Annotated in this window: 4 protein-coding genes; all 4 read right to left on the bottom strand. The window is 74.7% G+C overall.

Annotated elements, in window-relative coordinates; all coding sequences use genetic code 11:
- Nucleotides 1-74: 74 nt before the first annotated feature.
- The gene (locus tag OV090_RS39795) at nucleotides 75-689 is read right to left on the bottom strand and encodes a hypothetical protein (RefSeq protein WP_267710074.1); all 615 of its coding nucleotides are present in this window, start codon (nucleotides 687-689) and stop codon (nucleotides 75-77) included.
- Nucleotides 690-1,002: 313 nt separating this feature from the next.
- Nucleotides 1,003-2,475, bottom strand: coding sequence for a serpin family protein (locus OV090_RS39790; protein ID WP_267710073.1), 1,473 nt, complete (start codon nucleotides 2,473-2,475; stop codon nucleotides 1,003-1,005).
- Nucleotides 2,476-2,722: 247 nt separating this feature from the next.
- Nucleotides 2,723-7,285: a hypothetical protein gene (locus OV090_RS39785; RefSeq protein ID WP_267710072.1), complete on the bottom strand. Its 4,563-nt coding sequence runs from the start codon at nucleotides 7,283-7,285 to the stop codon at nucleotides 2,723-2,725.
- Nucleotides 7,282-12,507 (bottom strand): hypothetical protein, encoded by a 5,226-nt coding sequence (locus tag OV090_RS39780; protein ID WP_267710071.1) that lies wholly within the window; start codon nucleotides 12,505-12,507, stop codon nucleotides 7,282-7,284. Before OV090_RS39780 ends, OV090_RS39785 begins: the two co-directional genes overlap by 4 nt.

Raw genomic sequence — 12,507 nt, 5'->3', positions numbered from 1 at the left:
AGCTTCCGCGCGACCGTACCGCCCAGCAGGCAGGTGCTGGTGCGAGGCTCATCGCTCGGGTCCATGGGAGGCGGTCACTCGACCTTGGTGGGAGCGGTCATGCGGGTGAGCGGGAGGACGGTCCCATCGTCGAGCACGACCTCGGTCTGGGCCGGCTCGATATAGACGAGCGAGGCGTCGTCCGTGCTGCGCTTGATCGCGGCGCCGCGTTGTTCGCCGGCCTCGTCGAGGATCCAGCCGCCGATCCAGCCGTCGACCTGGCCCCAGTAGAGGCCCGCGTCAGCGCCCGCGACTGCGGTCCCGGTGAAGTCGTAGGGCCCGTTGGTGACGAGCTCGCCGCGGAGCGCGGCGCTGAACTGGTCGCCGTGGATCTCGAGGTCGACGGTGGCACCATCGGCGTTGGTGAGGGTGCCGGAGCCGTCGTCGAGCGCACCGTAAAACCATGCGCGGACGCCGAGCCAGTCGTAGCTGCCGTCGCAGGCGAAGACTGTGACGAGGTCGTCGGCGGCGACGACCGCGAGCAGGACGTCTCCCGCCTGGCTGACGAAGATGCCCGTGGCGGGCCCGGACGGGTCCTCGCACGCGCTCGCCGTCATGGCCAGCGCGGCCAGGCAGGTGCGGGTCAAGAACGCCCGCGCCGAGCGCAGCGCGGGGCGGGTACACAGAGCAGGGAGCCAACGTGTCGTCATGGTCGCCTCGGGTCGATGCGAGAGCGCGGCGGCGTCCCGCTCGCTCGTGGAGTCGCCGGGGCGAGCCGAAAAATTGCGGCGGAGATCCGAAATTTTAAAAAGAATGGCGGCTGCGGGCGGTTGACGGCGGCTTCTCGAGGCGCCGGCGCGCTCTCGGGCTCCGAGACGTGGCGCGAAGGTTCGGGCGCCGCTCATCCGCGGGTTCGCGGAGGCGCGGGTCCGCGGGTGGGGTGGCGACCATCGCGTGGCCCCTCGGACATGTCCTTCAGAACATCTTCAGTGAGATGTCCTGAAGGACAGATTTAGAAGAGACTCAGCCCGGGGTGAGCACGCGGCCGAACCACAGCAGCGAGTCGGTGCCGCGGTCGCGGATGGCGAAGAGGAACGGGCGGTCGGCGGTGAAGGCGGTCTCGGCGAAGATCCCTCCGCTGGAGTCGAAGGTCACGATCGCGGTGGCGGCCGCGGCCTCGACGCCCTTCTCGTCCACCGCGACGACGGTGTTGTGATAGACGTCGGCGATCGCCATCTGCGTCTGCTCGGTCATGCCCGAGAGGTCGGCGGCGCCGAGCTGGAAGGTCTTCTCCATGCCGAGCGCGATCAGCACCTCGCGCAGCGCGAACGCGTTGGCGAACTCGAACCGGGGCACCCGGACCTCGAGGTTGGTCGGCGCCAGGCCGCCGAGGACCTCGCCGAGCTTGACGCCGTCGAGGCCTTCGACATAGGCGTCGAAGGTCCCGGCGTCGGGGAGGATGTACACCAGCGACAGCTCGCCGCCGCGCAGCGGCAGCTCGGCCGCCTCGACACCGGTGCCCTTGAAGTACGACGTACTCTCGAACACCCCGTACATCATCGGCGCAGTGAGCTCGACGCCGTCCTTGTCGTGGAACACGCCGTTCTCGTCGACGTTCTCGAACGGGTGATCCCAGGGGGCCTTGAGGTAGAGCGCGTTGACGAGGACGGCGGTGACGTCGGGGAAGATCGAAGCCGGCGGCAGCAGCTCGTCGATCTTGGTGAACGTCTGGTCCGCCACCCAGCCGTTGATCGCCACGCGCGCGCCCTCGGGGTCGGCGGCGAAGTCGAGGAGGCGCATGCCGCTGCCGTAGTGGATGGCGAGCGCGTCGAGGAACGGCGCCGACCACTCGATGCCGATCCGGCCAAACACTTGGTTGACGAGCGAGAGGCGGACCGAGTCGTCGCCCTCGACCTCGCCCGAGGCGGGCAGGTTGCGGGTCTCGAGGTCGAGGTCGATGCGGTTGAACGCGGTGTGGAGGCGCGGCTTGGCGAGCGAGAAGTGCAGCACGTCGGCGACCTCCTGCTCCGAGACGGTGCGCGCGCCCTCGTACAGCATGCCGAAGGCGATCCGCAGGCTGAGCGGCGAGATGGCGCGGTTGTCCGCGCTGGGCGGCAGGGCCTTGAACAGCTCGAGGGCGAAGCTGCGCTCGTCGGCGGCCATGGTGGCGAGCTCGTCGGCGCTGGCGTCCGGATCTGGGTCGCGCGGCTTGTCCGAGCCGGCCTCCTCGCCCGGCGGTTCGGACGGCTCGCCGGTGGTGGTGGTGTCGGGATCGCCGGTGGGCTCGGTGGCGCCCTCGGTGGTGGTCGTCGTTTCGCCGGTCGCGGTCGTCGGCTCGGTCGCGGTGGTGGTCGTGGTGGTCGTGGTCGTCGTCGGGTCGGTGGTCTCGGTCTCGGTGCCGGTCTCGGCCCCGCCAGGGCCCTGGATGGTGCAGGCGGTCGCGCCGAGGGCGAGGGTCCACGAAGTGAAGTGACGGTAAAGGAAGTTATCGCGCATGGTCTGTCTCCGGTCGCGTGCCAATGGCAAGCCATGTGCCAACGACCATTTGCCGCTGCGCCGCGGCAAAGAGCCGGATCTGCGGCTCCCCGTGACGCCGGAGCCGCAGCGACGGGGCCGACCGCGACACCCCCGTCGTCGGGCGAATCACGAGCGGGGCCGGCGATGGCAGTATGGTGGTACATGTCTCAAAGGACATGTGATGAGAGGCGGGGCGACGAGACCCCGAGAGACGACGCCGAAGGGATCACGGCGCGCCGCTGCGCTGGCGGAGGCCGCGGATGAGCCAGCCGCCCTTGGCGCGGCTGTCGAGCTCGCGCATCACTGCGGCGGCGCGGGCGTGGCTGATGCGGAGGCAGACGAGGTCGCGCATGACCTGGCGGGCGATGTAATAGCGGCGGGCGCCGTCGAGGAATTCGACGCAGCTCTCGAGCCAGCCGAGCCACTTGTCGTGGCGACCGCCGCGTGCGGGGCCGGCGGACAGGTCGGAGACGCGAGTCTGATGGAGGGCGCGGGCGCGGCCGGCGGCGAAGCTCTGCAGCTCGGCCTCGCCGTCGTAGGGGGTCCGCTGCTCGAGCTGGGCCGCGACCAGGCCCGAGTCGATGAGGCCGGGATCGGCGGGCTGGGCGAGCCGCTGCAGGGCCTGGCGGCGCACCTCGGGCTCGGGGCTGGCGAGGGCGGCGAGGCCCTGCTGGGCGATGTCGAGGGCGGTCCAGCGGTAGACGAAGTCGAGGCCGGTGCCCTTGATGTTCTGGGTGCCCATGAGGATCGCGCGCACGCCGGGCGGGACGGCGAGGGCGCAGCGGAGGATGACCTGGTCGCCGGTGGTCAGCGGGTCGACGACGACGTCGATGAGGTCCATGAACAGCGAGCGATAGGCGTCGCGCACTGCGGCGTGGACGAGGCCGTGCGGCACGCCGCCGCCCTCGGCGAAGGCGGCCTCGACGCGGGCCTTGAGGCGCACGCACACCGCCGTGCGCGCGAGCTGGCGGAGGAAGTGATCCGCGACCTCCTGCGGGCTGGCCAGGCGCACGCACTCGGGCGGGTCGCTGTCCTCGAGGACATCCGCCGACTCGACCAAACCGACCAGCCACGGGCTCAGCTCGTTGCGCACCACCGCCAGGACCTCGTCGAGGCTGATGCTGGCGCGCGGGTCTTCGCTGAGGTAGGGCGCGCAGCGGCGGGCGATCTCGTCGCGCACGCCGGCGAGCGAGCGGCCGGCGCCGTGGCCGTAGATCACCAGCTGGCCGGGCAGGGCCTCGGGCGCGACGGGGCGCACGCGCGCGAGCAGGCGGGCGAGGCGCTGGTGGGCGCGCGCGCGGCCGGCTGGCCCATCGGACAGGTCGTCGCGCGACACGATCTCCTGGGCGGCGAGGAAGCCCTCGAGCGCCTCGCGGATGTAGCCGACCAGGCCCTGGGTGTTGGTGCCGATCAGGACGTGGCGGTCGGCGGCGACGTCCTCGACCAGCAGGCGGGCGAACACCTGCGAGCGGGCGACCCGGTCCTCGCGGTTGTTGACGACGGTGATGACGTAGCGGTCGGGCTCCTTCTCGAGGTCGAGGCGGTCGCAGCCGGTGCGGCGCCAGTTCGACAGGAAGCCGGCGCGCTCGTTGGCCGAGCAGCCGTTGATGAACTCGAGCGTGCGGCCGGCCATGCGCGCGGGGCCGTAGCGCTTGAGCACGCCGAGGTCGGGGACGACGTGCTCGGCCATGGTGGCGATCGCCAGGGTGCGGTCGAGGCCGAGGTGTTCGGCGAGGCGGGCGACCAGGGCGACGTTGCGCGGGTGCTCCTCGTAGGGGATGAGCGCGAGCAGGTCGGCGGGCAGCAGGTCGCCGGCGAACTCGTCGACGGCGTCGAGGTCGCTGCCGCGGCGGCCGGCCGCGTCGCGCAGGACCGGCAGGAAGTTGATCTCGCTGGTCACCGTGCGCGCGCCGGTCGGCACGAAGCGGGAGATGACCTCGGCCACGTCCATGCCCGCCGGGCCCTGGATGTCCTCGTGGTCGGGGTAACAGTTGGTGATCGTCGCCGCGTCGTCGCGCATCCAGTGGTGTTGCAAGATCTCCACGTAGGCCGGGTTCAGCGCCATGCACTCCCACAGGAACACGTCGCTGCCGGTCTTCGCGGCCAGGTTGAGCAGCGTGCGCTGTTCCCAGATCGTCGCCTTGCCGTAGGGGCGGAACGTGTAGATCTCCATGGCCTGGCCGCGCGGCTGGGCGTGGATGAACATGGCCTCGCAGCCGGTGGTCTTGGCGAACACGCGGTAGCCGAGGCCGTGGAACAGGCCGGCCTTGAGGCGCTCGGTGCCCGACTTGCCGCGGGTGCCCCAGCCGCCGATGACGAGCGGGATGGCGGCGCGGTCGCGGGCGATCGAGCGGGTGCGCAGGTAGGTGCCGATGAACAGCATGGCGGCCAGGGCGGCGAGGAAGAGGGCGAGCGCGGTCTGGCTGGAGCCGCTCAATGTGAAGATGTCCGCGAGGACAGGTTCGCCGAGGTCGGGGATTTCGAGCGGGACGCCGAGGAGGAGCGCGCCGAGGCCGGTCATCGCCGAGGCGGCGGCCGGCTGCGGGGCCGAGACTGCGCGCGCGACCTCGGCGGTGATCCGCACCGACTGGCCGAGGGGGACGTCGACGCTGGTGTAGACGGGCTCGCCGCGGGCCTCGTTGGCGCCGAACAGCTGCAGCAGCTGCGACGGGGCGGTGCGGGCCAGCGAGGCGCCGGGGGCCGGGTGCGGCACGAAGTAGAGCTCGACGCCGTACTGCTCGCGGAGGACGCGGGCGTAGGCGGCGCGGGCGGCCGGCTCCTGGGCGTCGAGGGCCTGGCGGCGCAGCTCGGCGAGCTGGGCGTAGCGCAGGCTGAGGCGCAGGTGGGCGGCGACCCGCTGCCACAGCGGCCGGTGCCAGCGCAGCTCGGTGGTGCCCTGGCTGCTGACGATGCGGACGAGCCGCGGGCGCAGCACCGGCAGGCCGAGGAGGTCGTCGACCAGCGGGAGGTGTCGGCCCCAGCCGCCCTCGCGCTCGCTGTGCACGCGCTCGCCGGGGACCTCGGTGGCGACGACCTCGTGCAGGCGGCCGGAGTGGGCCCGCAGGTCGCCGCGGAGGACCCGGCCGCGCACGTGCGAGAAGCCCTGGCGCTTGTTGGGGCCGGGGTGGCGCAGCTCGTGCCACAGGCGCCACAGGCGGGCGCCCCAGCGGTCGCCGCGGCGCAGGAGGATGCTGTCCTTGCGGACATGTGCGTCGACGCCCCAGTCCTCGCGGGTGAGGGCGGCGAGGATCCGTCCTAGCCATGCGGCGTCGCCGGGCGGCGGCAGGTCGGGTCGCCGCAGCGACACGCGGACGGCCTTGCCGGGCGGGGTGCGGGCCAGAGCCTCGGCGAACACGCCGGTCCAGGCCCGACGCGCCGGGTCGAGGGCGCCGTCGATCGCCTGAAGCGCGGCGGCGGCGGCCTCGTGGACGACCGGCGGATGATCGTCGCGGGTGGCGATCCGCGCCAGGACCGTGCTGAGCTGGACGAAGTTGCCGGGGTCGGCGTGCCATGTCCCTTCGGCCATCTTGACGATCTCGGCGCAGGCGATCCGCAGCACCAGCGGAGAGGCCTCGTCGGTGAGGATGGTGGCGAGGGCGGGGGCGTCGGTGGGGCCGCGCAGGAGGCCGCGGACCGCCGCGGCGCGCACGCGGGCGCTGCCGTCGCTGGCGAGGATCGTCAGCAGGGCGGCGCCGCGGGTGTCGATCGGGCGCACCTCGACGGCGGCGGAGCACAGGGAGATCCGCACGTGCTCGCTGGCGTCGTCGACGGCGTTGAACAGGATGTCGACGCAGCGGATCGGGTCGCGGCCGCGGGCGGCGCGGTGGGCCAGGAACTCGACCACGAGGGCGCGCACGAGGAAGTCGCGCGGGCCGCCGCGCGGGGAGATCAGGCGCGCCTCGGCCAGCTCGAGCGCCTCGGCGGTGGGGGCGTAGCCGCGGTGCTCGCGGCGGGCCCCGGCGCGCAGGCGCAGCTGCGGGATGGCGAAGCGCGAGCCCTCGGGGGCGTCGAGCGAGACGCGGTCGAGCAGGGCGAGCGCGGCGGCCTGGACCCACGGGTGCTCGGCGGAGTCGCCGGCGCGGCCGCGGGCGGCGGTGGCGAGGCGGAGGTCGAGGTCGAGGTCGAGCTCGTGGGCCTGGCCGGCCTCGGCGAGGCGGTCGAGGATCGCCGACAGGGCCTCGAGACAGGCCAGGCGCAGGGTGAAGCGCGGCAGCCAGGTGAGCTGGCTGATGAGACAGGGGAACACCTCGGCGCGCTCGTCGTAGGCGACCTCGGCAGTGGCGGCGCCGACCATGCGCACGGCCAGCTCGACCTGCTCCTCGAGCAGGGCCTGCTCGGCGGCCAGGCGCTCGCGCAGGGCGTCGTGGTCGAGCCAGCGGCCGAGCGCGCGCAGGTCGGCCTGGCGCTCGCGCCAGCCGCGGGCGTGGCGGCGGATCGCCGCGGCCAGCACCGCCTTCTGGGTGCCCGGGTCCTTGGCCGCCAGCGCGGCGGCCACCAGCTCGGCCTCGCGCGACTGCAGCAGCGCGTGCTCGCGGCGCAGCACGGTGATACACAGACATGTCCGCGGGATAATGTCCTTGAGGGCATGTTCGGCGACGAGGGCGCGCCGGGCCGGGGCGCGGCGCAGGCCGGCGAGCTCGAACAGGTCGGGCCGCAGCTCGGGCGGGACGTCGGCGCTGGCCGCCAGGCGGGCCGCCAGGGCGGCGGCCGCACGCGCCCGCAGACGCGCGGTCAGGGGGTCGAGGGGGCGGAGGATGGCCTCGGTGATCGCGTCGATGATGGCGGTCATGGTGTCGGCTCCTGGCGCCACATGCGGTGCTCGCGGGCGGCGCGGAAGGGCATCTCGAGCGGTCCGAAGTCGCGCAGGCCACGACCGAGGGGCAGGTCGAGGCGCAGCCACAAGTCGAGGCCGTTGCGCGCCGGGTAGAGGGTGGAGAGGTAGAGGTTGTTGCGGACGCCGAAGGCCATGCGGACGCCGTCGGTGAGCCAGATGCCGACGCCGAGGCCGGCGAGGATCCGGCTGCGCAAGTAGGTCTTGTCGCGGTCGGGATCCTTGAGGCGGATCGAGGCCTCGTAGTCGAGCGCGAACTCGGGGACGACGCGGCCGTAGAGGGCGAGGGCGCCGGCGATGCCGGCGTGCATGCTGACCTGGTCGACGCTGCGGAAGTCGCTGTTCGGCATCATGTCGGCGCCGACGACCACGCGCGCGTCCTGCCAGGCGACCACCCGCAGGTCGAGGGTCGGCCGGAACACCAGCGGATGATCCTCGACGTACCACTGGTACACGCGCGGGTGCAGCTCGCCGCGCGGGAAGGCGTTCATGCTGTCGAGCGACTGGTAGCGGTAGGCGAGGTCGAGGCCGGGCAGCAGCTGCAGGCGCGGGGCCAGCCAGGTCGGGCGATCGATGCGGCCCTCGCCGCGCAGGCTCCACGGCTGGACCTGGTGCTCGGTCTGGACCAGGCTGGCGGCGCTGACCCACGCGCGCAGGCCGGCGCGCGGGAAGAAGGCCTGGAAGCTGAGGCGGCCGCCGGCGACCAGGGCGGTGTCCTCGCGCGGGCGCAGCTCCGGGTTGACCTCGATCCACAGGCGGCGCGCCAGCAGCTCGCGGGCATAGCCGAGGCGGACGATGCCGGACGCGCGCGGCCGCAGGTCGTCGCTGTCCTCGAGGTCGTCGGTGCCGAGGTGGAGGTCGACGTACGGGGTGCCGAACTTCTGGACCTGGCGGTCGCGCGGCGGCACCGCGGCGGGCGGGTGCGGGACCGGTGCGAGCGGGGCTGTCTCTTCGGCCAGGCGAGGCACGCGTCGGCGCGGCGGTCGCGGCGGGACCGGCTCGGCCTCGGCGTCGAGGCGCTGGTGGACGCGCACCAGCGCCGGGCCGACGCCGGGGGCCAGGCGCATGCGCAGGGGGCCGGAGTCGGCGAGGGTCAGGACCTGGATCGGGGGGTGGACGGCGAGGTCGTTCTTGGTCTTCGGGGACAGGTCCGATGGGACATGTCCCGAGGGACTGCCGAGGGAGCGGGCCGGGCCGAACGGCTCGCTGCCGCGGGCGATGGCGACGCTGACGTCGGAGGCGGGCCGGCCGTGGACCTCGATCTGGACGGTGGTGGGGCCCAGGACGATGAACTCGACCGGCCGGCGCGGGCGGGCGACGTGCCAGCGGTCGGTGCGCGCGACCTGGCGGGCCTCCGGGCGGCGCAGGCGGGCCAGGCACAGGTAGGCGTGGCTGGCGTCGTCGAGCTCGAGGGTGACCGCGTCGCGGGCGGGCACCGCGAACTCGGCGAGGGTGAGGGTGTCGGCGGAGACGGCCTGGGTGTGCAGCAGCTCCTCGCCCATCCAGAAGCGCACGGTGGGCGCGACGCCGCCGAGCTCGGGGCGGACCTCGCGGCACCACAGCTCGAAGCCGAGCGCGTCGTGACCGCGGGCGAGGTCGATCAGCACGGGCTGGCCGGGGCGCAGCATGAGGGCGCCCTTGGTCGGGAACGGGGCGGCGAGCAAGGCGGCGCGGGCGTCGGCGGTGACCGTGGCGGGCGCGGGCTGCTTCGCCAGGTCGACGTGCTCGCGGCTGCCTCGCTCCTCGCTGAGGATCAGGTGCGACCAGCGACTGCGCTCGCCGGCGATGTTGGCGAGGCGGTCGAGGTAGGGCGTGCGGATCGCGGGGCGGACGCGCAGCGCGAGGCCGTACGCGAGGCCGGCGCCCTCGGGGCTGGTGGTCGGCTCGTCGAGCGCCGCGAGCGCGCTCTTGATGCCGGCGAGGCCGACCTGCCAGCGCTCGGTGGCGGCGTAGACGCGGTGCCAGGCGCGGAACGCCTCGGCCGGGCGGGCGGCGGCGTCGAGCAGGGCGGCCCGCAGCGCCAGCTCGGCCGGGTCGGCGGGCAGCCGCGCGGGTGTCTTGAGGGACAGGGCCTTCGGGGCAGGTTGGTTATTGGCGGAGGGACCGGACTCTTTCGTCTTTTCGGACATGTCTCCGGGGATATTTCGACCTGTCTTTTCGGACATAGCGCCGGGGGCGGGCGCGCCGAGGACCGCGGCGCCGACCTCGGCGGGGGACGCGGGCGCCAGCTCGTCGAGGACCGCGAGGCCGGCGGCGGGCCCTGCCGCGCGGGCGCGGGCGGCCGCGGGGGCGAGGCGGGCGAGGGCGAGGTCATCGAGGCCGGCGGCCGCCAGCGGGGGGGCGATGAGGGCGGGCACGTCGGTGGTGACGTCGACGTGGCTGGGGGCGCCGAGGGCCTCGATCCGGCGGCCGAGGGCGAGCGCGCGATCCTGCAGGCCGGGCGGCAGCGGGTGGGCGGCCACGCGGGCCCAGTCGGACAGGGCGTAGGCCCGCTGGTCGAGGTCGAGGAGGGCGCCGGCGCGGACGATCAGCAGCTCGGGGTCGTTGGGGCGCTCGAGCAGGCCGCGGCTGGCCCGCTCGAGCGTGACGGCCGGGCTCTCGGGGCGCGGGCTGTCCTGGGGGGCAGGCTTGCCGGGAATGGGGTCCGTGGAGGTGTCCTTTGCGGCATGTCCTTCGGGACCTGTCGCGACGATCGTGCTGAGCGCGGCGGAGGTGTCTTTCGGGGCATGTCCTTCGGGACCTGTCTCGGCGGAGGTCGTGGTGTCTCTCGGGGCATGGCTTTCGGTCTCGTTCGCCGGTACGGGCTCGCGCAGGCCGGGGGCGCGGACGGCGGCGGACACTGCGACGGCGGGGCCGCCCTTGGCGACGAGGACCTCGAGGGCGCGGGCGCGGAGGTCGAGGGGGATGAGGACGCTGGTCGGCGGGCCGACGCGGGGGCTGCCGTCGAGGGGGATCGCGTTGGAGTCGACGGGGCGCAGCTCGACGCTGAATTGGCGGCGCAGGCCGGTGTCGGTCTTGAGGGTCAGGTCGACGCGGGTGGGGGCGTCGCTGCCCAAGGCGCGGATGTCGACGCGGGCGTGGGCCGGCTCGCCGGGGAGGACGAAGCGGGCCGGTTGCTCGGCGTCGGCGCGCCACAGGCGGAGCAGGCGGGCGTCGGGGGCCCGCGGGGGCGTGGGCGCCAGCGACGACCACACCTCGCTGCCGCTGGCCCCGGCGACCGTCAGCGCGTGCGTTCCCGGTGGCAGGGCCAGCTCGAGCAGCTCGAGCCGGGCGAGCGGCAGGGTCCGCCAGCGCTCGTCGTCGACGGTCACGGTCAGGCTGGCGTCGGTGCGGGCGTACAGCCGCAGCAGCGCCGGCCGGCCGGGGGCCTCCGGCAGCGCAGGCGCCGTGACCGTTTGGACATGTGCGTTCGGCCAGGTCCACAGCGACGCGCTGGTCGGCGCTCGCAGCGGGTCGCGCGGGAGGTGCTCGATCCACACCAGCGGCGACGGGCCCTCCTGGCTCGGCAGCAGCGTCGACCAGCGCGTCGCCTGCCAGTGGTCGCGGTAGGCCGCGCGCAGCTCGGCGTCGTAGGGGTCGAGCCGGCGGGCCCGCTCGAACAGCGCCAGCATCGGGCTCGCCAGGGGCAGCGGCGGGCCGTCGAGCATGCGGGCGGCGGCCGCCAGCGCCCTGGCCGGGGCCTCGCTCGGGCGCGGGCCGAGCAGGCGGCGGGCGAGGCCGGCGTCACCTGTCCCTTCGAGCAGCTTGATGCCGGCGGCGCGGCCGCGGGCGGCCAGCTCGCGGTCCTTGACCATGTCGGCGGTGCGGGCGAGCGACCAGGCGAGCTGGCGGCGGCGGGCCGGCGAGAGGCCGTCCTGCTGCGCCTGCAACCAGTCGAAGGTCAGGGCCAGCGGCGGCGGGGCGGGGCGGCGCACTGGCGGCAGCGGGCGGCCCGCGACCTGGGCCAGCAAGGCGCCGACCAGGGCGGCCCGGGGCGAGCGCGAGCGGGCCAGAGCGCGGTGACCGGCGCGCAGCAGGTCGTCGGCGCCCTCGCGGCGCAACGCGGTGGCCACCCGCTCGAGCGACTGGCCGACGCGGACCTGCAGCAGCGCGGCGTCGCCTTCGACCTGCAGGCGGTAGGTGTGCTCGCCCGGGGCCAGCGGGATCGCCAGGTCGCGCTCGGGGCCGCCGACGCGGCACTCGATGGCCTCCGGCGCGCACGGGGTCTCGGGGGCGAGGCGCTCGCGGACGAGCCGGCGGCCCTCGGCGTGCACGGAGATGCTGGCCTTCGGGTCCTGTCCCAAGAGCCTGGCGGAGATCCACGCGACCCCGGGGCCGGTCATGCGCAGGTCCCAGCTGCGGCCGCCGGCGGTGCGCTGGAACGGGCGGCCGTCGAGGTCGACCGCGGCGGCGCCGGGCAGCGGGCGCGGCGAGGTCTCGAGGGCGAAGGCGGGGCGTCCGGGCGGGCGCATGGCGGTGATCCGCTGGACCGCGGCGGCGCCGCGCCAGGCCTTGACGGCTGCCTGGAGGGACATGTCCTTCGGGTCAGTCGCGCGCAGGGCCGCGGCCACCGCGGCGTCGGCCAGCAGCTCGCGGCGCAGGTCGGCGAAGCTCGGCTGATCGGGCAGCGGCGGCGGCGGACCGCCGCGGTCGATCCACTCGAGCACCGCGCCGAGCACGTGCTCCCAGATCAGCTCGCCGGTGCGAGGCGCGGGGGCGAGGGCGACGATCCGCGTCGGCTCGCCGGCGCTGACCAGCCACTCGCCGGGGCCGCCCGGAGGATGTTCCAAGAGCCATGTCCCCGGGGCCACCTCCAGCGCCGGCTCGAGCACCGCGGCGCGGCCGGCCTCCTCGGCGCCGGAGCGGCGCCAGAACTTCAGCGGCGCCGGCCGCCCGGTGCCGCGGACCGGCTCGGCGCGGACCTGCAGGACCGCGAGGGAGCCCAAGCGGATGATCGCGCCGGCCTCGGGACCGACGACCGCGCTGGTGGCAGTGGCCGCCTCGGGGGTCGGCGAGGCGATCCATGGCGCGGCGCCGGCCAGCGCCACCGGCACGACCTCGACCGGGCGCCACTCGATGCCGGCGCGCACGGCCGGGTCGGCCAGCGGCGCGGCGGCGCGACCGGGCCGGGCGCTGGCGCCGTGGGGGAACAGCGCGACGGCGGCGAGGAGCCACGAGGCGATGCGGAGAGGGGTGGACAC

This window comes from Nannocystis sp. RBIL2 (assembly GCF_026626745.1).
GTDB lineage: Bacteria > Myxococcota_A > Polyangia > Nannocystales > Nannocystaceae > Nannocystis.
The sequence above is the reverse complement of the archived record's forward strand: the minus strand, read 5'-3'. Positions and strand labels throughout refer to the sequence as shown.

What these genes read in the sequence shown, in the direction of transcription:
- OV090_RS39795 (WP_267710074.1), bottom strand. Translation starts at nt 689, where the DNA reads ATGACGACACGTTGGCTCCCTGCTCTGTGTACCCGCCCCGCGCTGCGC.
- OV090_RS39790 (WP_267710073.1), bottom strand. Translation starts at nt 2,475, where the DNA reads ATGCGCGATAACTTCCTTTACCGTCACTTCACTTCGTGGACCCTCGCC.
- OV090_RS39785 (WP_267710072.1), bottom strand. Translation starts at nt 7,285, where the DNA reads ATGACCGCCATCATCGACGCGATCACCGAGGCCATCCTCCGCCCCCTC.